The sequence below is a fragment of the Pinisolibacter sp. DMC100 genome, assembly GCF_056313705.1.
Map to the genome: position 1 here is coordinate 58,731 of NZ_JBQUZT010000003.1, position 25,559 is coordinate 84,289.

Genomic DNA, 25,559 nt, shown 5'->3' on the forward strand with positions numbered 1-25,559 from the left:
TCGGTCGAGGCGAGGGTTGATCATGGCGCGTGAGATCGTCTGCATTTCTCCGGTGGACGGGCGGGAATACATCCGCCGACCGACGGCGACGGGGGCCGAGATCGCCACGGCGATCGCCGAGGCCCGCGCGGCGCAGCGGGAATGGCGGCGGGTGCCGGTCGCCGAGCGGGCGGCGATCGTGGTGCGTTTCCTCGACGCGCTCGACGCCATGGGCCCGGCGCTCGGCGAGGATCTGACGCGGCAGATGGGCCGGCCGGTGCGCTACGGCGGCGGCGAGCCGAAGACGGCGCGCGAGCGGGTCGAGCACATGGCGGCGATCGCAGAAGCGGCGCTGGCGCCGGTGGTGCCGTCGGCTCGGCCGGGCTTCGAGCGTTGGGTCAGTCGCGAGCCGCTCGGCATCGTCTTCACGGTGGCGCCGTGGAACTATCCCTATCTGACCACCGTCAACTCGATCGCCCCGGCGCTGATCGCCGGCAACGCGGTGATCCTCAAGCACGCGGCGCAGACGCTCGGCGTCGGCGAGCGCTTCCAGGCGGCCTTCGACGCCACCGATCTGCCGAAGGGCCTCTTCCGCAATCTGGTGCTCGACCACGACCAGACCACGGCGCTGATCGCCGGCGGCCACGTCAACCACGTCGCCTTCACCGGCTCGGTCGAGGCGGGGCGCGCCATCGAACGGGCCTGTGCCGGCACCTTCACCACCTGCGGGCTGGAACTCGGTGGCAAGGATCCGGCCTATGTGCGGCCCGACGCCGATCTCGAGGCGACGGTCGAGAGCCTGGTCGACGGCGCCTTCTTCAACTCCGGCCAGTGCTGCTGCGGCATCGAGCGCATCTATGTCCACGAGGCGGTCCACGACCGCTTCCTCGACGCCTTCACGGCGCTGACCTCGTCCTATGTACTGGCCGATCCGCTCGATCCGACGACGACGATCGGGCCGATGGCGCGCACCGCCTTCGCCGAGACGGTCCGGGCGCAGACGGAGGAAGCGCTCGCCAAGGGCGCCCGGGCGTTGATCGACCCGGCGCGGTTCCCGGCCTCCAAGGCCGGCACGCCGTACCTCATGCCGCAGGTGCTCACCGGCGTCGACCACACCATGACGGTGATGCGGGAGGAGAGCTTCGGCCCCGTCGTCGGCCTGATGAAGGTGAAGGACGACGCCGAGGCGGTGCGGTTGATGAACGACAGCCGCTATGGTCTCACCGCCTCGATCTGGACGCGCGACGTCGAGGCCGTGCGGGCGATCGACGCCGAGCTCGACACCGGCACCGTCTTCATGAACCGCTGCGACTACGTCGATCCGGGTCTGGTGTGGACCGGCGTCAAGGACACCGGGCGCGGTGCGGCGCTGTCGGCAGTCGGCTACGAGACGCTGACGCGGCCGAAGTCGCATCACTATCGCCTGCCGTGACGCGCGCGGGTCGCGCGCGCGAGATCAATCAGATCAGACGCAGCAACAGCGCGACCCCGCCCACCGCCAGCGACGACCATGTCGCCACCATGCCGACGGCCTTGAGCGGCCTGGAGGGTCCGCGCATGCCGACGGCGTGGAAGGCGCGGCCGACGATCAGCAGGCCGGCGATCGTCAGCGCCCAGGCGCGGTGCGCGCCGCCGCCCTCGACCAGCGCCAGCACGATCAGGGCGATCGGCACGTATTCGATGAAGTTCGCCTGGGTGCGGATGCGGCGGGCGAGGATGACGTCGCCGCCGTCGCCGGAGGGCCGGCGCACCGCGAAGCGGCGCATCGACACCGGCACCGAGAGCGCCACCAGCGCGAGAGCCGCGAGCGCGGCGGTGAACGTCGTGATCGGGAGACTGCCCATGAACCCTCCTCGCGCGCCGAGGGGCGCGGCCGGGCGCGATCTTGGCAGATGGGGCGGGCGGCGTCACGACGGAGGCCGCGGCGCTGCTGCCGTTTGAAATGACGGCGCCGCCCCTGTATCGCTCGTGGTGACGTGGTGGCGCCGATTCGTTCGGGGCGTTTCGCGCGTCGTGCCGTATCTCTGCCACGGAGCCGATCACCCATGGACGCCACGTCGGACATCTCCGCTCTCGATCTCGCCGCGCTGATCGCCAGCCGTGTCTGTCACGACATCATCTCGCCGGTGGGGGCCATCAACAACGGCCTCGAGGTTCTCGCCGAAGAGAACCAGACCGACGACATGCGCGAATTCGCCATGGAGCTGATCCGCAAGAGCGCGCGGCAGGCCTCGGCCAAGCTGCAGTTCGCTCGGCTCGCCTTCGGTGCCGCCGGTTCGGCCGGCGCCTCGATCGACCTCGGCGACGCCGAGACGGTCGCCAAGGGCTTCATGGCAGGCGAGAAGGCGGAGCTGACCTGGTCGGCGACCCGCGTGCTGATGCCGAAGAACCTGGTCAAGCTGCTGCTCAACCTGATCCTGATCTCCGGCCACGCCATTCCGCGCGGCGGGGTGATCGAGGTGGTGGTGACCGGCGAGGCCGAACGGCCGACCTTCGCGCTGACCTGCAAGGGCACGAACGCCCGCATCCCCGCCAACGTCGAGGATGCGCTCGCCGGCCGGCTCACCGCCGATCACGGCCCGGATGCCCATTCGATTCAGCCGATCTACGCCGGGCTCCTGGCCCAGGCCGCGGGCATGACTGTTTCCGTGGAGAAAACCGAAGAGGCGGTGATCTTCACCGCTCGTCCCAAGGTTTCCGTCGAGGCCGTCTGATCTCTCGACGACTATTCGGCGATCGACATCGCACAACTCTTCGAAATCGCGCGCCATGTCTTCGACGCGGGGCTTCGACGCGGACTTATGCCTGTTTTGTCGTGTCGGCGCTCGCGCCTCGGGACGAGTTGTTTACCATCGGCAATCGGTGCGAGTGATATTTTTCCGCGGAGGTCTTTCTGCGGGTTAATGCGAAGTACTCCGGAAATCCTCTCTTAACGCTTTGTCTCGATACTGCCCTGAGTGCCGGGGGGAGCCCCCTCACGACGTCCCCGTCGACGATTGCACAAGGTAGGGGCCATGGACGATCTGCTTCGCGAATTTCTCACCGAGACGAACGAGAGCCTGGACGTCGTGGACGTCGAGCTCGTCAAGTTCGAGCAAGATCCCAACAACGAGAAGATCCTCGGCAACATCTTCCGGCTCGTGCACACCATCAAGGGCACCTGCGGGTTCCTGGGGCTGCCGCGGCTCGAAGCGATCGCTCACGCGGCCGAGACGCTCATGGGCAAGTTCCGTGACGGCGTGCCGGTGACCGGTGATGCCGTGACGCTGGTGCTGCGCTCGATCGACCGGATCAAGCAGCTCGTCGCCGATCTCGAGACCACCGAGCAGGAGCCGGTCGGCGACGATCGCGATCTGATCTCGCAGCTCGAGCAGATGTCGGAAGCCGGCAAGCCGGCGGCCGCCGCCGAGCCGCCCAAGCACACCGAGGGCGCGCTGGTCTATCAGGTCCTGGAGCGCCAGCTGCGTCCGGGCGAAGTGTCGCTCGACGATCTCGAGAAGGCCTTCCGCGAAGCGACCTACGACGAGCCGGTCGCCGCCGTCGAAGAACCCGCGCCGGCGCCGGCGCCCGAGCCGGTCAGGGCGGAGGCCGCTCCGGCCCGCAACCGCGGCCCGGCACGCGAGGCGAAGGAGCCGAAGGAGCACAAGGAAGACGGCGAGGCCAAGGCCGGCGGCGTCTCCTCGCAGTCGATCCGCGTCGCGGTCGACACGCTCGAACACCTCATGACCATGGTCTCCGAGCTGGTGCTGACCCGCAACCAGCTGCTCGAGATCGTCCGTCGTCACGAGGACAGCGAATTCAAGGTGCCGCTGCAGCGCCTCTCCAACGTCACCGCCGAGCTGCAGGAAGGCGTCATGAAGACGCGCATGCAGCCGATCGGCAACGCCTGGCAGAAGCTGCCGCGCATCGTGCGCGACCTGTCGAACGAACTCTCCAAGCAGATCGAGCTGGAGATGATCGGTCAGGAGACCGAACTCGACCGTCAGGTGCTGGAGCTGATCAAGGATCCGCTCACCCACATGGTGCGCAACTCGGCCGACCACGGCCTCGAGACGCCCGACATCCGTCGCGCGAACGGCAAGCCGGAGAAGGGCACGATCCGCCTCTCGGCCTACCACGAGGGCGGCCACATCATCATCGAGATCTCCGACGACGGTCGCGGTCTCGACATGGACAAGATCAAGCAGAAGATCATCGACAACGGCCTCGCCTCCGAGTTCGAACTCGAGAAGATGTCGGAAGCGCAGATCTACAAGTACGTCTTCGCCCCCGGCTTCTCGACGGCGGCCAAGGTCACCAACGTCTCGGGCCGCGGCGTCGGCATGGACGTGGTCAAGACCAACATCGACGCGATCGGCGGCACCGTCGATCTGAAGTCGGCGGCCGGCAAGGGCACGACCTTCACCATCAAGATCCCGCTGACGCTCGCCATCGTCTCGACGCTGATCGTCGAGAGCGCCGGCGACCGTTTCGCCATCCCGCAGCTGTCGGTGGTCGAGCTGGTGCGTGCGCAGCAGAACTCCGAGCACCGCATCGAGCGCATCCGCGACACGCCGGTGCTGCGCCTGCGCAACAAGCTGCTGCCGCTGGTGCACCTCTCGCGCCTGCTCGACATCACCTCGCTCTCGGGCGAGTCGACCGAGCCGGTCAGCGAGGAGGACGGCTTCATCGTGGTGATGCAGGTCGGTCCGCAGACCTTCGGCGTGGTGGTCGACGCGGTGTTCCACACCGAGGAAATCGTCGTCAAGCCGATGTCGACCATGCTGCGTCACATCACGATGTTCTCCGGCAACACCATCCTCGGCGACGGCTCGGTCATCATGATCGTCGACCCGAACGGCATCGCCCAGGCGATCGGCCCGTCTCAGGCGACCGATCTCGACGGCATGGCCGAACACGAGGAAGAACGCGCCCGCGACGAGGCCGCCATGGTTTCGCTCCTGCTCTTCCGCGCCGGCTCGGCCGAGCCCAAGGCGGTTCCGCTGTCGCTCGTCACCCGCCTCGAGGAATTCTCGGTCGACAAGGTCGAGCGCTCCAACGGTCGCGATCTGGTGCAGTACCGCGGTTCGCTGATGCCGCTCGTCTATTTCGACGAATATGCCCAGCGCAAGAGCGAAGGCTCGCTGCCGATGCTGGTCTTCTCCGACGCCGGCCGCTCCATGGGCCTGGTGGTCGACGAGATCATCGACATCGTCGAGGACCGTCTCGACATCGAGGTCGGTTCGGAGCGTCCGGGCGTTCTCGGCTCGGCGGTCATCAAGGGCAAGGCGACCGAGGTGGTCGACATCGGCCACTTCCTGCCGCAGGCCTTCGAAGACTGGTTCCGCCGCAAGGAGATCTCCGTCGAGGCGCTCACCCGCTCGCTGCTCTTCGTCGACGACGCGCCGTTCTTCCGCAACCTGCTCGGTCCGGTGCTCAAGGCCGCCGGCTACCGCGTCACGGTCTGCGCCTCGGCGGTCGAGGCTCTCGCGATGCTCGAGGACGGCCGTCGCTTCGACGTCGTCGTCTCCGACATCGAGATGCCGGAGATGAACGGCTTCGAGTTTGCCGAAGCGGTCAAGCGTCATCCGCGCCTGCGCGAGATGCCGATCCTGGCGCTGTCGAGCGTCTGCACGCCCGCCTCGATCGAGCGGGGTCGTCAGGCCGGCTTCGACGACTATATCGCCAAGTTCGACCGTCCGGGTCTGATCGCGGCGCTGAAGGAAGTCACGAACCACCACGACATGGGAATGGCGGCATGACCGACGACGTCAACACGCACGGCGAAAGCATCCAGTACGTCACGGTGGTGATCGGCGGGCAGCTCTTCGGGTTGCCGATCGAGCGCGTCCACGACGTCTTCATGCCGGAATCGATCACCCGCGTGCCGCTGTCGCGGCCGGAGATCGCCGGCGTCCTCAACCTGCGCGGTCGCATCGTGACCGCGATCGACATGCGCCGGCGACTGCATCTGCCGCCGCGCACCGACGGCGGCCAGGCCATGGCCGTCGGCATCGAGCACAAGGGCGAGAGCTACGGCCTGCTGATCGACAACGTCGGCGAGGTCCTCGATCTGCCGACCGACGGTCGCGAGCCCAATCCGGTCAACCTCGACAGCCGCTGGGCGGCGATCTCGGGCGGCGTCCATCGCCTGTCCGGTCAGTTGATGGTGATCCTGGACGTCGACCGCGTGCTCGGCGGCATGAGCGAGGCGCTGGCGGCCTGAGGTGCCGCCGCGCGACCGCGGCGGGACCCGGTCTGAAGGGAAACGGGCGCGGCCCCCGGGCCGAACGCCGCAAGCGGGCGACGGACACGGGGTCGCCGGGGAGAATACGGCAATGAAGAACTGTCTGGTCGTCGACGATTCCAGTGTCATCCGCAAGGTGGCGCGCCGCATCCTCGAGGATCTCTCGTTCGAGATCACCGAGGCGGAGGACGGTGCGCAGGCGCTGGACGTCTGTCGCAAGGAAATGCCCAGCGCCATTCTGCTCGACTGGAACATGCCGGTGATGGACGGGCTCGAGTTCCTCGCCCAACTCCGTCGCGAACCCGGCGGCGAGAAGCCGAAGGTGGTATTCTGCACCACCGAGAACGACGTCGCCCACATCGCCAAGGCCATGCGCGCCGGGGCCGACGAATACATCATGAAGCCCTTCGATCGCGAGATCGTCGAAGCGAAATTCGCCGAGGTCGGCCTGATCTGAGCGGGAGGCCGAAATGTTGGCGACGGGAGGGGCGGCTGCCACGCAGCCGCGGATGATGGTGACTGATCCGGTACGCGTCATGATTGTCGACGACTCTGTCGTCGTACGTGGACTCATCGGTCGATGGATCGACGAGGACCCGGCGCTGGCCGTGGTGGCGAGCCATCGCAACGGAAAACTGGCGGTCGACGACGTCGCCCGCTCCAACCCCGACGTCGTCGTGCTCGACGTAGAGATGCCGGAAATGGACGGCATCACGGCCCTGCCCCTGCTCCTGAAGGCCAAGCCCGGCCTCGTGGTGGTGATGGCCTCGACGCTGACGCGTCGCAATGCCGAGATCTCGCTCAAGTGTCTGTCGCTGGGTGCGGCCGACTACGTGCCCAAGCCGGAGTCGAACTCCGGCGTCACCACCTCGTCCGACTTCCGCGTCGAGGTGATCCAGAAGGTCAAGGCGCTCGGCCAGCGTGCTCTGGCGCGTGCCGGTCGGCTGCAGCATGCGCCGGCCTCCGCGCCGTCGCCCGCCACCGGCTACGCCCGTCCGGCGACCGCGTCGCCGACGCCGGCCGCCCGGCCGCTCGCGTCGGCTCTCGGCCGCCCGGCTGCGGCGCCGACCACGCGTCCCTATTCGTCGGTGACGCCCAAGGTGCTGCTGGTCGGCTCGTCGACCGGTGGTCCGCAGGCGTTGACCAAGCTCTTCGCCGAGATCGGTCCGGCGATCGCCAACGTGCCGGTGCTGATCACCCAGCACATGCCGGCGACCTTCACGGCGATCCTCGCCGAGCACCTGACCAAGGCCTCGGGCCGTCGTGCCGCCGAGGGCGTGCACGGCGAGCCGCTGATGCCCGGACGCATCTACGTGGCGCCCGGCGGGCGTCACATGGTGGTGGGCAAGCAGGGCGCCGACACCTGCGTGCTGCTCAACGACCTGCCGCCGGTCAACTTCTGCAAGCCCGCCGTCGATCCGCTGTTCGACAGTGCGGTGGGGATCTACGGACCGTCGATCCTCGCCTGCGTGCTGACCGGCATGGGCCACGACGGCGCGGCGGGCTCGACCCGCATCGCCAACGCCGGTGGCTCGGTGATCGCCCAGGACGAGGAATCCAGCGTCGTCTGGGGCATGCCCGGCGCGGTCGCGCAAGCCGGCGCAGCGGCGGAGATCCTGCCGCTCGACCAGATCGGCCAGAAAATCGTTCGACTGCTGGGAGGACGCAGATGAGCCCGCAGGAGTTCGATTGGCTGAGGGCCTTCCTCAAGCAGCAGTCCGGCCTCGTCCTGACCACCGAGAAGCAGTATCTGATCGAGAGCCGGCTCCTGCCGGTCGCCCGCAAGGCGGGGCTCGGGACGCTCTCGGCGTTGATCGGCAAGATGCGCGAGCCCGGTCAGACGGCGCTCGCGGCCACGGTGGTGGAGGCGATGACGACCAACGAGTCGTTCTTCTTCCGCGACAAGACGCCGTTCGATCATTTCAACGACACGATGCTGCCGCGCATGCTCGAGGCTCGGGCGCGCGACCGCAAGCTCCGGATCTGGTGTGCCGCGGCCTCGACCGGCCAGGAGCCCTATTCGCTCGCCATGTGCCTCAAGGAGGCGGAGGCGAAGCTCGCGGGCTGGCGGATCGAGATCATCGGCACCGACCTCTCCAACGACGTGCTGGAGAAGGCCAAGGCCGGCATCTACACCCAGTTCGAGGTCCAGCGCGGCCTGCCGATCAATCAGCTGCTGAAGTATTTCACGCAGACCGGCGACACCTGGCAGATCTCGTCGAACCTGCGGTCGATGGTGCAGTACCGCAAGCTGAACCTGCTCGAGAATTTCTCGTCGCTCGGCCAGTTCGACATCATCTTCTGTCGCAACGTGCTGATCTACTTCGACAACCCGACGAAGATCGACATTCTCGAACGGATGGCGAAGATGCTCGCGCCCGACGGCTTCCTGGTGCTCGGCGCGGCCGAGACGGTGGTCGGTCTGACGGACGCCTACCGGCCGATGCAGGATCGTCGCGGCCTCTATCAACCGATGCCGGCCAAAGGCGCGGCGACCGCTCCGGCTCCGGCGGCGGCTCAGCCGCGGCTCGCGGTCGGTGGCACGGGCGGTGGCTTCGGAGCGACGAGCACGCCGGCTCCCGGTTCCTCGACGCTCAAGCCGGCGGCACGACCGCTCTTCGGCACGCCGCGCTGAGGCGAGACCCCCAATCGTGTTCGTGAGAGGCGCGCCGGTGACGGCGCGCCTCTTTCGTTCGGCGCCGCCGCCGGCGGTGGTCCGGTGGCCGATACCCGGGAGGGGCCTCGACCCTCGCCACAAACGAAAACCCCGCCTTGCGGCGGGGCTTCGGATCGATCGTCGGTGGGGCCGGCCAAAGGGGGGTGGGGAAAGCCGGCGGGGCGCGATCTCAGGCGATGTCGGCGTAGACGTCGTTCTCGTCGGGCTCACGCAGCACGTAGCCGCGGCCCCAGACGGTCTCGATGTAGTTCTTGCCGCCGGTGGCGGAAGCGAGCTTCTTGCGCAGCTTGCAGATGAAGACGTCGATGATCTTCAGTTCCGGCTCGTCCATGCCGCCGTAGAGATGGTTGAGGAACATCTCCTTGGTCAGCGTGGTGCCCTTGCGCAGCGAGAGCAGCTCGAGCATCTGGTATTCCTTGCCGGTCAGGTGGACGCGCTGGGCGTTCACTTCGACCGTCTTGGTGTCGAGGTTCACCACGAGGTCACCGGTGGTGATGACCGACTGGGCGTGACCCTTCGAGCGACGGACGATGGCATGGATGCGGGCGACGAGCTCGTCCTTGTGGAACGGCTTGGTCATGTAGTCGTCGGCGCCGAAGCCGAGGCCGCGCACCTTGTCCTCGATGCCGGCGAGACCGGAGAGGATGAGGATCGGCGTCTTGACCTTCGACACGCGCAGCGTCCGGAGAACCTCGTAACCCGACATGTCGGGCAGATTCAGATCCAGAAGAATGATGTCGTAATCGTAGAGCTTGCCGAGGTCGATGCCCTCTTCGCCAAGATCCGTCGTGTAGACGTTGAAATTTTCCGACTTGAGCATCAGCTCGATGCTCTGCGCGGTCGCGCTGTCGTCTTCGATGAGCAGTACGCGCATGCCAATCCCCTTTGTCGCCCAAGGCGGGTCCGGCGCGTGGGCCCCCCGACCAGCCGCTCGCGAAACACCCCGTCATTTCCGACTCGGTAACCTACCGAGCAATGGTTAACAGAATGTGATTCGCCACGGCAAGGGTCGAGTTAACCCTTAGCCAAAAAACTCGCCAGGCTCCTGAATCGAAAGGGAAAATCCGAAGATTCAGAGGTTAATGCGATACTTTAAGAAAGTCGCACAACCGATTCTGTCGAATCACCCTTCCGAGGCCGCCCGGAAAGCGTCGCTCGCGACCCCACATCGCTCGCTCGTTCATAATGTTTGACGAAGGACGTTAACAACGCGTTACTGACGTGGGGAAAGGCCCCTCTTTCCGAAGAGATTCGTAACCATGGACGGCCTCATTCGCGAGATCGGCGACCTCGCCGCCACGACCACCTTCGGGCGGGTCGTCGCGGTGCGCGGTCTGATGATCGAAGTGGCCGGTCCGGTTCACGAAATGAGCGTCGGATCGCGGCTGGCGATCGAGGCGACCTCGGGGCGCGTGGTGCCGGCCGAGGTGGTCGGTTTCCAGGGCGAGCGGGCGCTGTGCATGCCCTTCGGCGCGCTCGAGGGCGTGCGGATGGGCTGCCGCGCGGTGATCGCCTCGGCCGACGGGTCGGTCAGGCCCTCCGACGGCTGGCTCGGCCGCGTCGTCAATGCGCTCGGCGAGCCGCTCGACGGCAAGGGGCCGCTGCCGCAGGGCGGTCTCACCCGCATGCTGCGCGAGCCGCCGCCGCCGGCCGGCGAGCGGACGCGAGTGGGCGAGCCGATCGACCTCGGCGTCCGGGCGCTCAACACCTTCGTCACCTGCTGCCGTGGCCAGCGCATGGGCATCTTCGCCGGCTCGGGCGTCGGCAAGTCGGTGCTGCTGTCGATGCTGGCGCGCTACACCTCGACCGACGTGGCGGTGATCGGCCTCGTCGGCGAACGCGGTCGCGAGGTGCAGGAGTTCATCGAGGACGATCTCGGCGAGGACGGCCTCGCCCGCTCGGTCGTCGTGGTCGCGACCTCGGACGAGCCGGCGCTGATGCGGCGGCAGGCGGCCTATCTCACCTTCACCATCGCCGAGCACTTCCGCGACGAGGGTCGCGACGTGCTGTGCATGATGGACTCGGTCACCCGCTTCGCCATGGCCCAGCGCGAGATCGGTCTCGCCGCCGGCGAGCCGCCCGCCTCCAAGGGCTACACGCCGACGGTCTTCACCGAACTGCCGCGTCTGCTCGAGCGGGCGGGACCCGGTCGGGTGGGGTCGGGCTCGATCACCGGGCTCTTCACCGTGCTGGTCGAGGGCGACAACCACAACGAGCCGATCGCCGACGCGGTCCGTGGCATTCTCGACGGCCACATCGTGATGGAACGGCAGATCGCCGAGCGCGGGCGCTATCCGGCGATCAACGTGCTGAAGAGCGTGTCGCGCACCATGCCGCGGTCGATCCCGGAGGCGCGGCGGCCGCTGATCACCGAGGCCAAACGGCTGATGGCGACCTTCGCCGACATGGAGGAACTGATCCGGCTGGGCGCCTATCGCAAGGGTTCGAGCCCGGAAGTCGACCGAGCGATCGAGCTCGAACCGGCGTTCGAGGCATTTTTGCAACAGGGTAAGGGCGAATCGACGCGACTGAACGAGGGTTACGACCGTCTCGCCGCGATTCTCGCTTCCTGACGGAAAAGACTCACGATTTGGCAACCGTCTGTGGCTAGGCTCGTCTTCACTACGGGGGAGTACCGAGTATGAAGTCCCGAGACAGTCTCATTCGTCTGAAGCGGTTCCAGGTCGACGAGAAGCGTCGCCAGCTGACCCAGATCGAAATGATGATCGCCGATTTCCAGCGCATGATCTCCGATCTGGACGATCAGATCGTGAGCGAGCAGAACCGTGTCGGCATCCACGACATCGCCCATTTCGCCTACCCGACCTTCGCCAAGGCCGCGATCTCGCGCCGGGAGAACCTGAAGGTATCGGTCGGCGATCTCGAGGTGAAGCTCGAGGCGGCGCGCGAGGAACTGTCGATCGCCGTCGAGGACCTGAAGAAGATCGAGCTGATCGAGGAGCGCGACCACGCCCGCGAACGTGCCGAGCGCGATGCGCGCGAACAGGATGCCCTCGACGAGATGGCCTCGCGCCGTCACGCCTTCGGGCGCTGAGTTTCCCGGGCGGCGCGCCCCGCCGCCCCTCTTTCCGCGTGGGAAAACGTCGTGAGAGACGAAGACTGGCCGCCCTCGGGCGGCCTTTTTCGTTTCAGCGTCGGATCGTCACGGTTCGATCAGCGGGATCTGCGGCGCGGCGGTGCGGGGCAGGACGCCGGTCAGGCGCGGGTCGGGGCCGAGTTCGAGGCCGCGCTTCACCGCGACGAAGCCTGAGCGGACGTAGAAGCCGAGGGCGCCGGGGTGGTCGAGGTGGCAGGTGTGGACGGTGACGCGCTCGGGCGCGCGCGACCACGCTTCCGCCAGCGCGACGCCCATCAGGGCGCGGCCGAGGCCGCTGCCGACCGCCGCCGGCACCAGACCGAAATAGGCGAGTTCGACCTCGCCCTCCCGGCTCGCGTCGAGTTCGACGAGGCCGACGTCGACGCCGTCGCGCACCACGGCGCGGCACCAGGTGGCGGGGTCGTCGAGCAGGGCGGCGAGATCGGCATCTGCCATCGCGGCGCGGCCGAACCACAGCCAGTCCTCGCCGACGGCGCGGAAGAGGGCGCGATAGCGGCCTACGCCGGTGGTATCGCCGACGATCGGCTCGAGCACGACGTCCGCCGGCAGGGGCGCGGCGGGCGCGGTCGGCGGCGCGGTCATCTCCAGCCAGGTGACGACGGTGACCATCCAGCCGGCGGGCACGGTGCCGTAGCCTTCGGCGGGAAAGGTCATGGTCGGTCCGGGCGAAGCCGGGCTCACCATGCGTCGACGCCGAACTTCCAGCCGATGCCGACGCCGACGGAGAACTGGTCGCGCGAGCCTTCGGCGCGGGCGATCGGCGAGCGGGCATAGGCGTCGGAGAGATGCGTCCACGACGCCTCGCCCTTGACGAACCAGCGCTCGTCGATCTTCCAGGTGGCGATCGCGCCGAGGCCGGCGCCGCGATAGCCCGAGCCGGGATCGTAGGCGGCGACGCCCGACGAGGCGGCCGCGGCGGCGGTGACGCCCCAGTAGGCGCGCATGTAGTCGGCCGAGGCGAAGGAGACGCGCGGACCGGCGCTGAGGCTCAGGCGGTCGATCGGATGGAGGATGCCGTCGAGGCCGAGTTCGGCGAACTGGCCGCGATGGCCGCCGAAGCCCTGGCGGACGGTGGCGAAGGCGCGGAAGGCGGTGTCGGTGTAGTCGACCGTCACGCCGGCCTCGAAGGTGTCGGCGACGTCGGGAAGGCCGGCGAGGGGCGATCCGCCGCCGAAGGAGCGCTTCGACAGCCAGCGCGCCGAGGGCGCGATGCCGAAGCCGGTGTCGGACGACGGCTTGCCGGTGAAGGGCGAGCGCAGGAACTTCAGGCCGAAGATCGGCATCGGCGCCAGCACCATCTTCTTCGAACCGTCCCAGTCGGGCCGGGCGGCGAGGCCGCCGCCGACGGTGAAGACGAGATCGTCCTGCGGGCCGGGGAAGGACTGGGCGAGGGCCGGGCTCGCGACGAGCGTGGCGAGGGCGGCGAAGCCGACGAGAAGACGCATGATCACCTCTGGTGCGCGCGGGCGGTCGGCCGCGCTGCAAATCGATCCGTGGTCCATGTTTGGCCGAAGCGCCCGGCGCGGTCGAGTGCGCATTCGCCACATTCGACCAAATTGCCGTCGTCGATGCGCCGGCCGACGGCGGCGGCGTCGCGTCGCAGTCGATGGGGGCGTCGCACCTGCGACCGTCCTGCTCGTACAAAGGTGCAAAATCACTACCGAACTCATACCAAAGTGTAGAATTTCACGAGGTGATTTTTGACTTTCCGCAATTGAGCCGCGGCATCCGCACCGCACTGTCCGGCGTCTTCGTTTCCATGTGAACGAGAAACGACCAGTGACCAACGCGCAAGACGGCGTCTTGCGCGAACGAAACCTCTTGCATTTGAAGCCGACGGGAGAAGACGCGAATGGCCAGCCGGATTTCGACTTTCTACATTCCGAGCGTCAACATGATGGGGGCGGGGAGCCTCGGCGAGGCGGTCGCCTCGATCGGCGCGCGCGGGTTCCGCCGTGCGCTCCTGGTGACCGACGCGGTGCTGGCCGATCTCGGCGTGGCGGCGAAGGTCGCCGGCCGCCTCGAGGCGGTGGGCATCGCGGTCTCGATCTTCCCGGGCGCCCAGCCCAACCCGACCGTCGGCAACGTCGAGGCCGGCCTCGCGGTGCTCCGGGCCAACGACTGCGACCTCGTCGTGTCGCTCGGCGGCGGCAGCCCGCACGACTGCGCCAAGGGCATCGCGCTGGTCGCGGCCAACGGCGGGTCGATCGTCGACTACGAGGGCGTCGACCGTTCCGAGAAGCCGCAGGTGCCGCTGATGGCGATCAACACCACGGCCGGCACCGCCTCGGAGATGACGCGCTTCTGCATCATCACCGACGAGACCCGGCAGGTGAAGATGGCGATCGTCGACCGCCACGTGACGCCGATCCTCTCGGTCAACGATCCCGAGCTGATGCTGGCCAAGCCCAAGGGCCTGACCGCGGCGACCGGCATGGACGCGCTGACCCATGCGATCGAGGCCTATGTCTCGACCGCGGCCACTCCGATCACCGACGCCTGCGCGCTGAAGGCGATCGAGCTGATCGCGCTCCATCTGCGCAAGGCGGTCGCCGACGGCGGCGATCTGGTGGCCCGCGCCAACATGGCGCACGCCCAGTTCCTCGCCGGCATGGCCTTCAACAACGCCTCGCTCGGCTACGTCCACGCCATGGCGCATCAGCTCGGCGGCTTCTACGACCTGCCGCACGGCGTCTGCAACGCGGTGCTGTTGCCGCATGTCCAGACCTTCAACGCGGAAGTCGCGGCCGGGCGCCTGCGCGACGTCGCCGCGGCGATGGGCGAGACCGTCGCCGGTCTCGACGATGCGGCCGGTGCCGCTCTGGCGATCGCGGCGATCCGGCGTCTGGCGGCCGACATCGGCATCCCGGCGGGTCTCGCCGGTCTCGGCATGAGGGACGAGGACGTGGCGACGCTGGCGACCAATGCGCTGCGCGACGCCTGCGGCCTCACCAATCCGCGCCCGGCCGATCAGGCCGCGATCGAGGCGATCTTCCGCGCCGCCGCCTGAGGGCGCGCCCGATCGTGATGCGGGGGAAGGCGGGCGAGCGATCGCCCGCCTTTCGCGTTTCCGCGTCCCCGATCACACCGCGCCGACGGTCTTCAGCCGGACGCGCGGGTGGACCTCGGCCTGGCTCATGACGACGGTGTGGGGGCGGAAGCGGTCGACGATGGCGCGGACGTGGGTGCGGATGCCGGGCGAGGTCAGGAGTACCGGCAGCTCGCCCTGGCGCGCCGCCAGTTCGAAGCCGTCGCGTACGGCGGTGACGAACTCGCCGAGTTTCGAGGGCGCCATGGCGAGCGACTTCTGGTCGCCGTCGCCGATGAGGCTCTCGGCGAAGGCCACTTCCCAGGCCGGCGACAGCGACAGGATCGGCAGGTAGCCCATCGGCGACAGGTTGGCGGCCGAGATCTGGCGGGCGAGGCGGGCACGGACGTGCTCGGTGATCGAGGGGATGGTGCGGGTGAAGGACACCGCCTCGGCGATGCCTTCGAGGATGGTGCCGAGATCGCGGATCGAGATGCGTTCCGACAGCAGGCCCTGGAGCACGCGCTGGATGCCGGAGACGGTGATCGAGCCGGGGACGATGTCGTCGACCAGCTTGTGCTGGTCCTTCGGCAGTTCGGCGAGGAGCTTCGCGACGTCGGCGTAGGACAGGAGATCCGAGATGTTGGCCTTGAGGATCTCGGTCAGGTGGGTCGACAGCACCGTCGCCGGGTCGACCACGGTCAGGCCGCGGATCGCCGCCTCCTCCTTGAGCGACGGGTCGACCCAGGTGGCAGGCAGGCCGAAGGTCGGCTCGGTCGTGTGGGTGCCGGGCAGGTCGATCTGATGGCCGTCGGGGTCCATGACCATGTAGAGGTTGGGGAAGACGTTGCCGCGGCCGGCTTCCACCTCCTTGATGCGGACGACGTATTCGTTGGGCTGGAGCTGGACGTTGTCGAGCAGTCGGCAGGGCGGCATGACGAAGCCCATGTCGCCGGCGATCTGGCGACGCAGCGCCTTGATCTGGTCGGTGAGGCGGTCCGAGCCCTCCGGGCCGTTGATCAGCGACAGCAACGCATAGCCGAGCTCGATCTTGAGATCGTCCATCTTGAGGCTGTCGGTGATCGGCTCCTCGCGCGGGGGGGCGGTCCTGGCCGTCTCGGCGGCCTTCTCGGCGACGGCCTCGGCGGCGACCCGCACGCGCTTCTTCTCGGCGGCCATGGCGAGCGCCCCGGCGCCGCCGGCGAGCGCCAGGAAGGGCAGGGTGGGCATGCCCGGCAGCATCGCCATGACGATCATCACGAAGGACGACATGCCGAGCGCGCGGGGATAGCCGGAGAGCTGGCCGATCAACGCCTTGTCGGCGGCGCCCGAGACGCCCGCCTTGGAGACGAGGAGGCCGGCGGCGGTCGAGACGATCAGCGCCGGGATCTGGGTGACGAGACCGTCGCCGACCGTCAGGACGGTGTAGGCGTGACTCGCCTCGGCGAAGGTGATGCCCTGCTGCGCGACGCCGATGATGATGCCGCCGATGACGTTGATGAAGGTGATCAGCAGGCCGGCGATGGCGTCGCCGCGGACGAACTTCGAGGCACCGTCCATGGCGCCGAAGAAGGCGCTCTCGCCCTCCAACTCCTTGCGACGGGCCTTGGCCTCCTTCTCGTCGATCAGGCCGGCCGAGAGATCGGCGTCGATCGCCATCTGCTTGCCGGGCATGGCGTCGAGGGTGAAGCGCGCGGCGACTTCGGCGATACGGCCCGAACCCTTGGTGATGACGATGAAGTTCACGATCAGCAGGATCGCGAAGACGATGATGCCGATGACGAAGTTGCCGCCCATCACGAAGTTGCCGAAGGCTTCGATGACGTGACCGGCGGCCGAGGTTCCCTCGTGGCCGTGGCCGAGGATCAGGCGGGTCGAGGCGAGGTTCAGCGACAGCCGCAGCATCGTGGCGATGAGCAGCAGCGTCGGGAAGGACGAGAATTCGAGCGGTGCCTGGATGAACAGCGAGGTCATCAGGATCAGCACCGACAGCGTGATCGAGACCGCGAGGAAGATGTCGAGCACGACCGCCGGCAGCGGCACGATCAGCACGACGAGGATCGTCATCACGCCGAGGGCGAGGCCGATGTCGCCGCGCTTGGCGTGGGCGAGCAGCTCCCTCGGGCCGGGGAGGCCGAAGGGCATGCCGTTCGAGACGGCGGCCGGGGTTCCGACGGTCTGGTCGCTCATCGCGCCTTCCGGATCTGCGTCACGCGGGTGTCGCGCCTCGGGAATCCGATGCGCACTACCCGGCAATTCTTGCCGGGGGTATGGTTAACGGGTGGTTAAGATCGCGGTCGCGCCGGGTGCGGCGACGAAGCCGCGGCGCGCCGGGGGGACACCATGACGGGACGGGGAACGGCGATTCTGCGACGCGCGGCGCTGGCGGCGGCGGTCGTGCTGGCGACGACGGCGGGCACGGAGGCGGCGCAGGTGGTGGCGCTCGGCGCCTCCAACACCTATGGCAAGGGCGTGGCGCGGGGGCAGGACTTCCCGGCGCGGCTGCAGGCGCGGCTGGCGGCGGCGGGCGTCGCGGTGCGGGTCAAGAACGCCGGCATCAACGGCGACACGACGACCGGCATGCTGGCGCGTCTCGGCAGCGCCCTCGATCGCGACACCCGCGTGCTGGTCCTCCAGCCCGGCGGCAACGACGCCCGCAAGGGCGCGTCTTCGTCGCAGAGCGAGGCGAACGTCGAGGCGATCCGGTCGGAGGCGTCGCGGCGCGGCATCCGGGTGATCATGGTGCCGAATTCGGCGCTGCGCGGTTGGCCGCACCAGCCCGACGGCCAGCATCTGACACCGGAAGGCTACGACGGTCTCGCCGGCACGCTCACCGGCGACGTCGCCGCGGCGCTGCGCTGAGGCGCTGCTTTCTGCCGTTTCAGTGGCGACCGCCGGCGAAGTGGTGGTCGAGACGCGGGCGTGGCGCGGGCAGGGCGGCGGCGATCACCACCAGGCTCCAGACCAGCCCGCCGACGGCGACAGCGGCGATCGGCGCCAGCGTGCCGATGGCGCCTGCGCCGGTCACCACGAAGAGGGCGAGCGTGCGCAGGAAGGCGCTGGGATCGGCGATCCGGCGCAGCGATGCGCGGGCGAAGACGGAACCGAACGGCGCGACGGGGGCGGCTGCGGCGTGCGCGGCCGGCTGACGCCAGGCGCGGCGCAGGGCGCGGATGCAGGCGACCGCGAGCCAGAGGCCGGCGGCGATGCGCGCGGCCGCGGAGAATTCTTCGGGCAGCGACGTCGCCAGATCGGCGAGCACGAGGGCAGGGATCGCCGTCAGGATCTCGCCGCAGAGCACGCCGACGGCGGCGGCGAAGTGCCCACGCGCGTCTTCTGCTCCGTCTCCACGCACGTGCGCGTCCGGGGTCATCGCCAGGGCGATGCGGAGCGCGAACAGCGTTGCGAGGATCTGGAAGCTCTCGGTCACCGATGATGGTTCCTTCACATGCGGCAGTCGACGTCGGTTAACGCCACCCGGCAAATATTGCCGGCACTATGGTTAACGGAGGGTAAACGATCGTCCCTGCCTATTTCGACACCTCGAACCTTGCGGGATCACGTAGCGAACCGGTCGTCGACCGACCGTCGGTGCGCGGCATACGCCCCTCTTCAACTCGGTTCGCCGCGATCGGTTCCCTCGTTCGGCAAGACGGCCCCAAGAAAAACGCCCCCGTCCCGAAGGGCGGAGGCGTCGCAAGAGGTCGATCGACGGTCAGGCGGCTTCGACGCCGCCGCCGGGGGGCGGAATGTCGAAACCGTCGTCGCCGTATTCCTTGAGCTTGTTGCGGAGCGTGCGGATCGAGATGCCGAGGATGTTGGCGGCATGGGTCCGGTTGCCGAGCGTCGAGCCCAGCGTCTCCAGGATCAGCTCGCGCTCGACGTCGGCGACGGTGCGGCCGACCAGCGCGCGGGTGACGGCCTCGGCGGTCTCGGCGGCGCGGGTGGCGGGATCGCGCGCCGGGGCGGGGGCGGCGCCTTCGCCGTGGGCCTCGTCGAGGCGGATGCCGTCGGGGGTGCGCACGGCGTCGAGCCCGATGGTGTCGCCGGAGGCGAGCAGCACGGCGCGATGCATGCAGTTCTCGAGCTCGCGCACGTTGCCCGGCCAGCGGAAGCGGGTGAGCTCGCGCCGCGCCTCGGGGTCGAGCGGCCGCGGCTTCATGCCGTTGGCCTTGGCGTAGCGGTCGAGGAAGTGGTCGGCGAGCGCCTGGACGTCGGCGGGACGATCCCGGAGCGGCGGGATCTTCAGGTTCACGACGTTGAGGCGATAGAGCAGATCCTCGCGGAACCGGCCGGCGCGGGCCTCCTCCGCCATGTTGCGGTTGGAGGTCGCGAGGATGCGGATGTCGACGGGCACGGGGCGATTGCCGCCGACGCGGTCGATGATGCGTTCCTGGATGGCGCGCAGGAGCTTCGCCTGCAGGCGCAGGTCCATCTCGGAGATCTCGTCGAGCAGCAGCGTGCCGCCGTCGGCCTCCTCGAACTTGCCGATGCGGCGGGCGACGGCACCGGTGAAGGCGCCCTTCTCGTGGCCGAAGAGTTCGCTCTCGAGCAGTGCCTCGGGGATCGCGGCGCAGTTCACCGCGATGAAGGGCTTCGAGGCGCGGTTGGACTTCCTGTGGACGTGGCGGGCGAGGACTTCCTTGCCGGTGCCGCTCTCGCCGGTGATCAGGATCGAGGCGTCGGAGGCGGCCACCTGATCGGCGAGCTTGACGACGCGGGCCATCAGCTCGTCGCGCACCACGAGGTCGCCGCCTTCTTCCGCCACCGCGGCCAGGACGGCGGCGATCAGGTCGGGGTCGGGCGGCAGGGGGATGTATTCCTTGGCGCCGGCGCGGATGGCGCCGACCGCGGCGCGCGCGTCGTTGGCGACGCCGCAGGCGACCACGGGCACGTGGATCAGCTCGATCTCGAGCTTCTTGACCAGATCGCCGACGTCGAGACCGACGTCGATCATCAGCAGATCGGCGCCCTTGCCGGCGCGCAGCGTCTTCAGGGCGACGTCGATCGTGTCGGCGTGGCCGACGGTGGCGCCGCGGTCCATGGCGATGCGCGAGGCGACCGCGAGCTGGCCGCCGAGCGTTCCGACGATGAGGAGCCTCATGCCGTTCTCCTCATTTGTCCGACTTGATGATTTCGGTCATGGTCACGCCCAGCCGATCGTCGACCAGGACGACCTCGCCGCGCGCCACCAGCCGATCGTTGACGTAGATGTCGATCGCCTCGCCGACCTTGCGGTCGAGCTCGAGGACGGTGCCCTGGTTGAGCTTCAGCAGGTCGGCGACCTGCATGCGCGCCTGACCGAGCACCGCGGCGACCTTCACGGGGACGTCGAACACCGCCTCCAGATCGCCGGCAGTGCGCGGCTGGGCGACGCCGTCGTCGAGCGTGCTCTTGCGGCCTTCGGCATCCATCATGTCGAGGTTCAGACCGGGACGCGTCTTGTCGTCGGTGTCGGGGTCGTCGATGTCGCTCATCGGGCGTTCCTCCACGGGTCGTCCGCCGCGTCCTCGGCGTCGGTCGGCTTGCGGGTCGCGATCCAGCGATCGATCGTCGCGCCGATCTCGGCGGCGAGCGAGTCGCGATCTCTCAAGATACCACCGTCGGCCCATTCGATGCGGCAGTCGCCGCGGGCCATGCCGTCTTCGCCGAGGATGACGACGCGGCCCTCGAAGCCGGTCTCCCGCGCGATCTTGCCGACCTCGGCCTCCAGCGCCTTGGCGTCGCGGGCGTCGAGGCGGACGACGAGATGCGGCGCCTTGCGCAGGGGCCCGAGGCATTCGGCGAGCAGGGTACGGATCTCGGCGATCGGCTCGCGTTCGATCAGGCGGCCGGCGAGCTTCTCGGCGGCGGCGACGGCGAGGCGGACGGCGCCCTCCTCGATCGCGGCACGGTCGGCGTCGAGCGCGGCGAGCAGGGTGCGGGCGGTGCCGACCAGTTGCGACGCGGCATCGGCGAGGCGTTCGGCGGCACGCGCCTCGGCGTCGAGACGGCCGGCGGCGAAGCCCTCCTCGCGGCCCTCCGCGAAGCCTTCGGCACGGGCACGTTCCTCCACCTGCACCAGTTCGGCGAGGTGCTGTTCGAGATCGATGGTCGGACGCGGCGGCTCGACCGGCGCGACCGCCTCGGCGGGGTCGGGCCTCGAGAAATCGGTATCGAAGAGGAAACGCGCGGGTGCTGCCATGGTGCGTGCGAGCCGATCAGTAGATCAGCTCGTCTTCTCCCTTCGACTTGGAGACGACGATCTCGCCCTTGGCGGCGAGGTCCTTGGTGACGTTGACCATGACGGCCTGCGCGTCGTCGACGTCGCGCAGACGCACCGGGCCGAGGGCTTCCATGTCTTCCTTGAGCATGTTGGCGGCGCGGCTCGACATGTTCTGGAAGAAGAAGTCGCGCAACGGCTCGGAGGCGCCCTTGAGGGCGATGGCGAGCTTGTCCTTGTCGACGTTCCTGAGCAGCGTCTGGATGCCGCCGGCGTCGAGCTTGCCGAGGTCCTCGAAGGTGAACATCAGCGACTTGATCTTCTCGGCGCTCTCGCGGTTCTCCTCCTCGAGGGCGGTGAGGAAGCGGGCCTCGGTCTGGCGATCGAAGGAGTTGAAGATGTCGGCCATCAGCTCGTGGGCGTCGCGGCGCGAGGTGGTCGAGAGGTTCGACATGAACTCGATCCGGAGCGTCTGCTCGACCTTCTCCAGGATCTCCTTCTGGACGCTCTCCATCCGCAGCATGCGGTTGACGACCTCGAGGGCGAATTCCTCCGGCAGGATCGCCAGGACGCGGCCGGCGTGGTCGGCGCGGATCTTGGAGAGAACCAGGGCGACCGTCTGCGGGTATTCGTTCTTGAGATAGTTGGCGAGGACGTTCTCCTGAACGTTCGACAGCTTCTCCCACATGTTGCGACCGGCCGGACCGCGGATCTCCTCCATGATCGCGTTGACGCGCTCGGCGGGCAGGACGGAGGCGAGGATGCGCTCGGTGGTGTCGTGGTTGCCGTTGAGCGAGCCGCGGGCCGAGAGCCGGGTGACGAAGTCGATGAACAGGTTCTCGAGCATCTCCGGATTGACCGGGCCGAGCTTCGACATGGCGAGCGAGACCTGACGCACCTCGAGTTCGTCGAGCTGTTCCCAGATCTTGCGACCGTGCTCCTCGCCGAGCGCGAGCAGCAGCACGGCGGCGCGTTCGGCACCGGCGAGCTCGCGATAGGCCTCCGTCTTGGAGACCTTCAGCGAGGCGCCGCCGCCATGGGACTTCGCGGGAACCGACATGGAGCGACCTCAGGCTGCGGCTTCGTTGAGCCAGCCGCGGATGATCGCGGCGGCCTCGTTGGGGGTCTCGGTGATCATCTCGCCGATCTTGCGGATCGAACCCGCCTGCATGGCACCGAGGGCCTTGGCCTCGTCGAGGCGCGAGTCGTTGGGGACGACGGCGACGCCGGAGGCACCCGCCTCGCCGGCGGGAAGGGCGATCGGCAGGCCGTCGGCGCCGATCTGGACGATACCCCCACCCAATTCCGCGGCGGCCCCTTCCGCTCCTTCGGCACCGGCCGGGCCGCCGAGGGCGGCGATCGCGCCGCCTTCGGGCGCCAGCACGCGGGTGATGAGCGGACGGACGGCGAAGAGCAGGACGAGGAGGGTCATCAGCACCAGCGCGCCGAGTTCGGCGAAGCGGACGATGTCGTCGCGGCCGAAGTCGAACAGGGCGGCGATGCCGGTCTTCTGGCTCTCGAGCGGCTGGGCGGCGGGGGCCTCGGCGAAGCGCAGGTTGACCACTTCCACCACGTCGCCGCGCTTCTGGTCGAAGCCGACGGCGGAGCGCACCAGAGCGGCGATGCGGTCGAGGTCTTCCTTGGAGCGCGGCTGGTAGGTGACCTCGCCGGCGGCGGTGGTGGCGTAGACGCCGTCGACCAGCAGGGCGACCGAGACGCGCTTCATGCGGCCGGCCTCGAGGATCTCGGTGCGGGTGGTCTTGGAGATCTCGTAGTTGACGGTCTCCTCGGAGGTGTTGGAGGCCTCCTTGGAACCGGTGCCCGCCTGATCCTGGGTGCCGGCGGGCACCTGGTTCGACACGGTCACGCCCTTCTCGGTCGAGGCGTTCTGCGAGCTCTCTTCCTTGGTCTGGGTCGAGCGCACCACCTGGCCGTTGGGATCGAAGGTGTCGGAGGTCTGGGTGACGCGGTTGAAGTCGAGTTCGGCGGCGACGTGGACGCGGACCCGGCCCTGGCCGACGATCGAGGCGACGATCGACTCGATCTGGTTCTCGATCCGCGCCTCGTAGGCGGAGGTGCGCTCCTGCAGCGAGGCGGCGACGAGGCCGTCGGGGCTGTCGCCTTCGCCGGAGGCGAGCAGGCGGCCGGTCTCGTCGACGATCGACACGCGCGACGGCTTCATGCCCTCGACCGCGGCGGCGACGAGATGCTGGATGGCGCGGACCTGGGCCGGGTCGATCTGGCCCTTGAGCTTCAGCGCGATCGAGGCGGTCGGCTCCTTCTTCTCGCGCTGGAAGATCTGGCGCTCGGGGATGACGAGGTGGACGCGGGCGGCCTGGACGCGGTCGATCGAGCGGATGGTGCGCGACAGTTCGCCCTCGAGGGCGCGCAGGTGGTTGATGTTCTGGACGTAGGAGGTGGTGCCGAGGCTGTCGGTCTTGTCGAAGATCTCCCAACCGACGTTGCCGCCGGCCGGCACGCCCTTCTCGGCGAGCTTCATCCGGAGGCGCAGCACCTTGTCCTTGGGGACGAGGATCTGGGAGCCGTCGTGGCGCAGCTCGTAGGTGATGCCCTGGGCCTCGAGATCCTTGACGATGGCCGAGCTGTCGCGGTCGGAGAGGTCGGAATAGAGGGGCGTCATCACCGGCGCGGTGGCTCGGGTGATGACGAAGGCGAAGAAGCCGATCAGCAGCGCCGTGACGACGCCCATCGCGGCGAGGCGAGCGGGACCGAGGTTCTTGAGGAACTCGAGGGCGCCGTTCACGTCTCGACCTTTCAGTCTTCGTTTCGTTGAAGGGGGCGACCGGTCCCCGGGGGGCGGGGGCCGGCCGCGCGATTTCCGGTACCTGCGCCGCAGGGGGTGGGCGGCGCGTGGCTGTCGACGGTCCGGTGGGGTCGGAGAATCCGTTCGGCCACTGGGCAAGAATTTCCCAGTGGATGGTAAACGGGTGGTTAACGCCGTCCCGCTCCGGGACGTCGAGGTGAACGAAAGACCAAGAAAACCGGTCGCATCCGATCCGTTGCCAGGTCAAATTTGCCCAGTCTCGTCAATGATTTGTCGAGACCTTACGCAAGGGCGCGACAGTGGTGTCGTCGCAGGGGCAAAAAAAAGGGCCGCCCCTGGGGGCGGCCCTCGATCTCGTGCGGATCCGGGAGGATCATTGCCTGTATTGCTGAATGCGCGTGGTCCGCAGACCGGCCAGACCATGACGGTCGATCGACTGCTGCCAGGACAGGAACTCTTCGACGGTCAGGGTATAGCGGCTGCACGCCTCTTCCAGGGAAAGTAGTCCCCCTCGAACGGCGGCCACCACTTCGGCTTTGCGACGAATGACCCATCGTCTCGTTCCCTGCGGCGGCAGGTCGGCGATGGTCAACGGGCTTCCGTCCGGGCCGATGACGTATTTCACACGCGGTCTCATTTGATCGGTCATCGTACTCTCACACATTCGATGCGATCACATCGAGAGCGAGACTACGGGGCCGGGACTTAAAATATGGCTAAACACCGGCAGCCCCTTCGAGATTTTTCGCGAGGGTGGCCCGCAGGCGTCGAAATTCGGCGGAAACGCGCCGAAATCCGGCGCTCTTTCGAGCGTCGGATCGGGTGATTCGGCAATTCTTGGGTGGTCGGCGCGACGAAACGTCGCCGATCACGAGCCGCCGGAGACGTTCGTCACCTTGTAGGCGGAGATGGTCTGGCCGTCGACGGTCAGCATCGGCGTGGTACCGGAGAAGTCGACCGCCGTGACGACGCCGTCGACGGCGGTCTTGATGGTGAGCGCGTTGCCCGAGGAGTCCGTGCCCGAGACCGCAATGGTGTAGTCGCCCGCCGTCGCCTTGCCGCCGGAACTGGTGGTGCCGTCCCAGGTGAAGGTGTTCGAGCCCGAGGTCAGCGACTTCGTCGTCGAATAGACCAGTTCGCCACTGGCGTTGGTGACCTTGATCGTCGCCGCCGTGGACTTGGCGGACGAGTCGAAGTTCCACGTCGCGGCGTTGGTGCCGTCGTAGGTCGAATTCTTGCCCTCGGCCTGCACCGTCTTGCCGATGTAGGCGACGAGGTTGGAAGCGTTCTGGGTGGTCGAAAGCGCCTCGAGGTTGGCGAGGTGGGCATTCATCTTGATCTGCTGTTCGACCGAGGAATACTGAACCAGCTGGTCGGTGAACTTCGACGCGTCGGTCGGGCTCAGCGGATCCTGGTTCTGCATCTGCGTGACCAGCAGCGTCATGAACATCTCGTAGTTCGTCGAGAGGCTCTTGCTGTCGCTCGCCGTGGTCGACGTCGTGCTGGTCAGGGTCGGGGTGGTCAGGCCGAGGATGGACATCGCG

Annotated in this window: 25 protein-coding genes; 12 read left to right on the top strand and 13 right to left on the bottom strand. The window is 68.2% G+C overall.

Annotation, left to right across the window (positions count from 1 at the left end; all coding sequences use genetic code 11):
* Positions 1-22: 22 nt before the first annotated feature.
* Positions 23-1,411: an aldehyde dehydrogenase family protein gene (locus ACT541_RS13370; RefSeq protein ID WP_476137581.1), complete on the top strand. Its 1,389-nt coding sequence runs from the start codon at positions 23-25 to the stop codon at positions 1,409-1,411.
* Positions 1,412-1,439: 28 nt separating this feature from the next.
* Here ACT541_RS13370 and ACT541_RS13375 read toward each other — a convergent pair whose 3' ends face one another.
* Positions 1,440-1,823 (bottom strand): MAPEG family protein, encoded by a 384-nt coding sequence (locus ACT541_RS13375; protein ID WP_476137582.1) that lies wholly within the window; start codon positions 1,821-1,823, stop codon positions 1,440-1,442.
* 201 nt (positions 1,824-2,024) lie between these two features.
* On the opposite strand from ACT541_RS13375, the gene chpT reads away from it, so the two are divergent.
* The 6 genes from chpT (at position 2,025) to ACT541_RS13405 (ending at position 8,840) form a co-directional block, all read left to right on the top strand.
* On the top strand, positions 2,025-2,693 hold the full coding sequence (chpT, locus tag ACT541_RS13380) for a histidine phosphotransferase ChpT (RefSeq protein WP_476137583.1): 669 nt from the start codon (positions 2,025-2,027) through the stop codon (positions 2,691-2,693).
* A gap of 300 nt (positions 2,694-2,993) precedes the next feature.
* Entirely contained in the window at positions 2,994-5,720 is a 2,727-nt protein-coding gene (locus ACT541_RS13385; RefSeq protein ID WP_476137584.1) for a hybrid sensor histidine kinase/response regulator, read from the top strand.
* Positions 5,717-6,184 (top strand): chemotaxis protein CheW, encoded by a 468-nt coding sequence (locus tag ACT541_RS13390; protein WP_476137585.1) that lies wholly within the window; start codon positions 5,717-5,719, stop codon positions 6,182-6,184. The genes ACT541_RS13385 and ACT541_RS13390 overlap by 4 nt, the downstream gene beginning before the upstream one ends.
* Before the next feature lie 112 nt (positions 6,185-6,296).
* On the top strand, positions 6,297-6,662 hold the full coding sequence (locus ACT541_RS13395) for a response regulator (RefSeq protein WP_476137586.1): 366 nt from the start codon (positions 6,297-6,299) through the stop codon (positions 6,660-6,662).
* Between the two features lie 13 nt (positions 6,663-6,675).
* Positions 6,676-7,878: a protein-glutamate methylesterase/protein-glutamine glutaminase gene (locus tag ACT541_RS13400; RefSeq protein WP_476137587.1), complete on the top strand. Its 1,203-nt coding sequence runs from the start codon at positions 6,676-6,678 to the stop codon at positions 7,876-7,878.
* Positions 7,875-8,840: a CheR family methyltransferase gene (locus ACT541_RS13405; RefSeq protein ID WP_476137588.1), complete on the top strand. Its 966-nt coding sequence runs from the start codon at positions 7,875-7,877 to the stop codon at positions 8,838-8,840. The genes ACT541_RS13400 and ACT541_RS13405 overlap by 4 nt, the downstream gene beginning before the upstream one ends.
* 211 nt (positions 8,841-9,051) lie before the next feature.
* Here ACT541_RS13405 and ctrA read toward each other — a convergent pair whose 3' ends face one another.
* On the bottom strand, positions 9,052-9,756 hold the full coding sequence (ctrA, locus tag ACT541_RS13410; RefSeq protein ID WP_476137589.1) for a response regulator transcription factor CtrA: 705 nt from the start codon (positions 9,754-9,756) through the stop codon (positions 9,052-9,054).
* Positions 9,757-10,141: 385 nt separating this feature from the next.
* Here ctrA and fliI point away from each other — a divergent pair, with 385 nt between their 5' ends.
* Positions 10,142-11,455, top strand: coding sequence for a flagellar protein export ATPase FliI (gene fliI, locus ACT541_RS13415; protein ID WP_476137590.1), 1,314 nt, complete (start codon positions 10,142-10,144; stop codon positions 11,453-11,455).
* Between the two features lie 68 nt (positions 11,456-11,523).
* Complete coding sequence (gene fliJ / locus ACT541_RS13420; RefSeq protein WP_476137591.1) at positions 11,524-11,937, top strand: flagellar export protein FliJ; 414 nt, start codon at positions 11,524-11,526, stop codon at positions 11,935-11,937.
* Between the two features lie 108 nt (positions 11,938-12,045).
* Here the strand turns inward: fliJ and ACT541_RS13425 are convergent, their stop codons facing one another.
* Positions 12,046-12,654: a GNAT family N-acetyltransferase gene (locus tag ACT541_RS13425; protein WP_476137592.1), complete on the bottom strand. Its 609-nt coding sequence runs from the start codon at positions 12,652-12,654 to the stop codon at positions 12,046-12,048.
* A 23-nt stretch (positions 12,655-12,677) separates the two neighbouring features.
* On the bottom strand, positions 12,678-13,445 hold the full coding sequence (locus tag ACT541_RS13430; RefSeq protein WP_476137593.1) for a MipA/OmpV family protein: 768 nt from the start codon (positions 13,443-13,445) through the stop codon (positions 12,678-12,680).
* A gap of 59 nt (positions 13,446-13,504) precedes the next feature.
* On the opposite strand from ACT541_RS13430, the gene ACT541_RS13435 reads away from it, so the two are divergent.
* Both ACT541_RS13435 and yiaY read left to right on the top strand, forming a co-directional pair.
* Complete coding sequence (locus ACT541_RS13435; RefSeq protein ID WP_476137594.1) at positions 13,505-13,765, top strand: hypothetical protein; 261 nt, start codon at positions 13,505-13,507, stop codon at positions 13,763-13,765.
* Positions 13,766-13,852: 87 nt separating this feature from the next.
* Positions 13,853-15,010, top strand: coding sequence for an L-threonine dehydrogenase (gene yiaY, locus ACT541_RS13440; protein ID WP_476137595.1), 1,158 nt, complete (start codon positions 13,853-13,855; stop codon positions 15,008-15,010).
* Between the two features lie 72 nt (positions 15,011-15,082).
* Here the strand turns inward: yiaY and flhA are convergent, their stop codons facing one another.
* On the bottom strand, positions 15,083-17,173 hold the full coding sequence (gene flhA, locus ACT541_RS13445; protein ID WP_476137987.1) for a flagellar biosynthesis protein FlhA: 2,091 nt from the start codon (positions 17,171-17,173) through the stop codon (positions 15,083-15,085).
* Positions 17,174-17,371: 198 nt separating this feature from the next.
* Between flhA and ACT541_RS13450 the strand changes: the two genes are divergently transcribed.
* Positions 17,372-17,890 (top strand): GDSL-type esterase/lipase family protein, encoded by a 519-nt coding sequence (locus ACT541_RS13450; RefSeq protein WP_476137596.1) that lies wholly within the window; start codon positions 17,372-17,374, stop codon positions 17,888-17,890.
* A gap of 19 nt (positions 17,891-17,909) precedes the next feature.
* Here the strand turns inward: ACT541_RS13450 and ACT541_RS13455 are convergent, their stop codons facing one another.
* The 8 genes from ACT541_RS13455 to ACT541_RS13490 form a co-directional block, all read right to left on the bottom strand.
* Positions 17,910-18,458: a LysE family transporter gene (locus ACT541_RS13455; RefSeq protein WP_476137597.1), complete on the bottom strand. Its 549-nt coding sequence runs from the start codon at positions 18,456-18,458 to the stop codon at positions 17,910-17,912.
* Positions 18,459-18,743: 285 nt separating this feature from the next.
* Positions 18,744-20,132: a sigma-54-dependent transcriptional regulator FlbD gene (gene flbD, locus ACT541_RS13460; protein WP_476137598.1), complete on the bottom strand. Its 1,389-nt coding sequence runs from the start codon at positions 20,130-20,132 to the stop codon at positions 18,744-18,746.
* A 10-nt stretch (positions 20,133-20,142) separates the two neighbouring features.
* Positions 20,143-20,445: a flagellar motor switch protein FliN gene (fliN, locus tag ACT541_RS13465; RefSeq protein ID WP_476137988.1), complete on the bottom strand. Its 303-nt coding sequence runs from the start codon at positions 20,443-20,445 to the stop codon at positions 20,143-20,145.
* Between the two features lie 56 nt (positions 20,446-20,501).
* Positions 20,502-21,212, bottom strand: coding sequence for a FliH/SctL family protein (locus tag ACT541_RS13470; protein ID WP_476137599.1), 711 nt, complete (start codon positions 21,210-21,212; stop codon positions 20,502-20,504).
* A gap of 16 nt (positions 21,213-21,228) precedes the next feature.
* Positions 21,229-22,290 carry a flagellar motor switch protein FliG gene (gene fliG / locus ACT541_RS13475; protein ID WP_476137600.1) on the bottom strand — a complete coding sequence of 354 codons (1,062 nt, stop codon included), beginning with the start codon at positions 22,288-22,290 and terminating at the stop codon, positions 21,229-21,231.
* A gap of 9 nt (positions 22,291-22,299) precedes the next feature.
* Positions 22,300-23,994, bottom strand: a complete 1,695-nt coding sequence (gene fliF / locus ACT541_RS13480; protein WP_476137601.1) for a flagellar basal-body MS-ring/collar protein FliF — start codon at positions 23,992-23,994, stop codon at positions 22,300-22,302.
* Between the two features lie 394 nt (positions 23,995-24,388).
* Positions 24,389-24,664: a CtrA inhibitor SciP gene (gene sciP / locus ACT541_RS13485; RefSeq protein WP_476137602.1), complete on the bottom strand. Its 276-nt coding sequence runs from the start codon at positions 24,662-24,664 to the stop codon at positions 24,389-24,391.
* Between the two features lie 219 nt (positions 24,665-24,883).
* Positions 24,884-25,555: a flagellar hook assembly protein FlgD gene (locus ACT541_RS13490; RefSeq protein WP_476137603.1), complete on the bottom strand. Its 672-nt coding sequence runs from the start codon at positions 25,553-25,555 to the stop codon at positions 24,884-24,886.
* Between the last annotated feature and the right edge of the window lie 4 nt (positions 25,556-25,559).

What these genes read in the sequence shown, in the direction of transcription:
- chpT (WP_476137583.1), top strand. Translation starts at nt 2,025, where the DNA reads ATGGACGCCACGTCGGACATCTCCGCTCTCGATCTCGCCGCGCTGATC.
- flbD (WP_476137598.1), bottom strand. Translation starts at nt 20,132, where the DNA reads ATGAGGCTCCTCATCGTCGGAACGCTCGGCGGCCAGCTCGCGGTCGCC.
- ACT541_RS13370 (WP_476137581.1), top strand. Translation starts at nt 23, where the DNA reads ATGGCGCGTGAGATCGTCTGCATTTCTCCGGTGGACGGGCGGGAATAC.
- ACT541_RS13450 (WP_476137596.1), top strand. Translation starts at nt 17,372, where the DNA reads ATGACGGGACGGGGAACGGCGATTCTGCGACGCGCGGCGCTGGCGGCG.
- ACT541_RS13425 (WP_476137592.1), bottom strand. Translation starts at nt 12,654, where the DNA reads ATGACCTTTCCCGCCGAAGGCTACGGCACCGTGCCCGCCGGCTGGATG.
- fliG (WP_476137600.1), bottom strand. Translation starts at nt 22,290, where the DNA reads ATGTCGGTTCCCGCGAAGTCCCATGGCGGCGGCGCCTCGCTGAAGGTC.
- ACT541_RS13390 (WP_476137585.1), top strand. Translation starts at nt 5,717, where the DNA reads ATGACCGACGACGTCAACACGCACGGCGAAAGCATCCAGTACGTCACG.
- ACT541_RS13400 (WP_476137587.1), top strand. Translation starts at nt 6,676, where the DNA reads ATGTTGGCGACGGGAGGGGCGGCTGCCACGCAGCCGCGGATGATGGTG.
- ACT541_RS13385 (WP_476137584.1), top strand. Translation starts at nt 2,994, where the DNA reads ATGGACGATCTGCTTCGCGAATTTCTCACCGAGACGAACGAGAGCCTG.
- ACT541_RS13430 (WP_476137593.1), bottom strand. Translation starts at nt 13,445, where the DNA reads ATGCGTCTTCTCGTCGGCTTCGCCGCCCTCGCCACGCTCGTCGCGAGC.
- flhA (WP_476137987.1), bottom strand. Translation starts at nt 17,173, where the DNA reads ATGCCCTTCGGCCTCCCCGGCCCGAGGGAGCTGCTCGCCCACGCCAAG.
- ACT541_RS13470 (WP_476137599.1), bottom strand. Translation starts at nt 21,212, where the DNA reads ATGGCAGCACCCGCGCGTTTCCTCTTCGATACCGATTTCTCGAGGCCC.
- fliI (WP_476137590.1), top strand. Translation starts at nt 10,142, where the DNA reads ATGGACGGCCTCATTCGCGAGATCGGCGACCTCGCCGCCACGACCACC.
- ACT541_RS13375 (WP_476137582.1), bottom strand. Translation starts at nt 1,823, where the DNA reads ATGGGCAGTCTCCCGATCACGACGTTCACCGCCGCGCTCGCGGCTCTC.
- ACT541_RS13490 (WP_476137603.1), bottom strand. Translation starts at nt 25,555, where the DNA reads ATGTCCATCCTCGGCCTGACCACCCCGACCCTGACCAGCACGACGTCG.
- ACT541_RS13395 (WP_476137586.1), top strand. Translation starts at nt 6,297, where the DNA reads ATGAAGAACTGTCTGGTCGTCGACGATTCCAGTGTCATCCGCAAGGTG.
- fliJ (WP_476137591.1), top strand. Translation starts at nt 11,524, where the DNA reads ATGAAGTCCCGAGACAGTCTCATTCGTCTGAAGCGGTTCCAGGTCGAC.
- yiaY (WP_476137595.1), top strand. Translation starts at nt 13,853, where the DNA reads ATGGCCAGCCGGATTTCGACTTTCTACATTCCGAGCGTCAACATGATG.
- ctrA (WP_476137589.1), bottom strand. Translation starts at nt 9,756, where the DNA reads ATGCGCGTACTGCTCATCGAAGACGACAGCGCGACCGCGCAGAGCATC.
- sciP (WP_476137602.1), bottom strand. Translation starts at nt 24,664, where the DNA reads ATGACCGATCAAATGAGACCGCGTGTGAAATACGTCATCGGCCCGGAC.
- fliN (WP_476137988.1), bottom strand. Translation starts at nt 20,445, where the DNA reads ATGATGGATGCCGAAGGCCGCAAGAGCACGCTCGACGACGGCGTCGCC.
- ACT541_RS13405 (WP_476137588.1), top strand. Translation starts at nt 7,875, where the DNA reads ATGAGCCCGCAGGAGTTCGATTGGCTGAGGGCCTTCCTCAAGCAGCAG.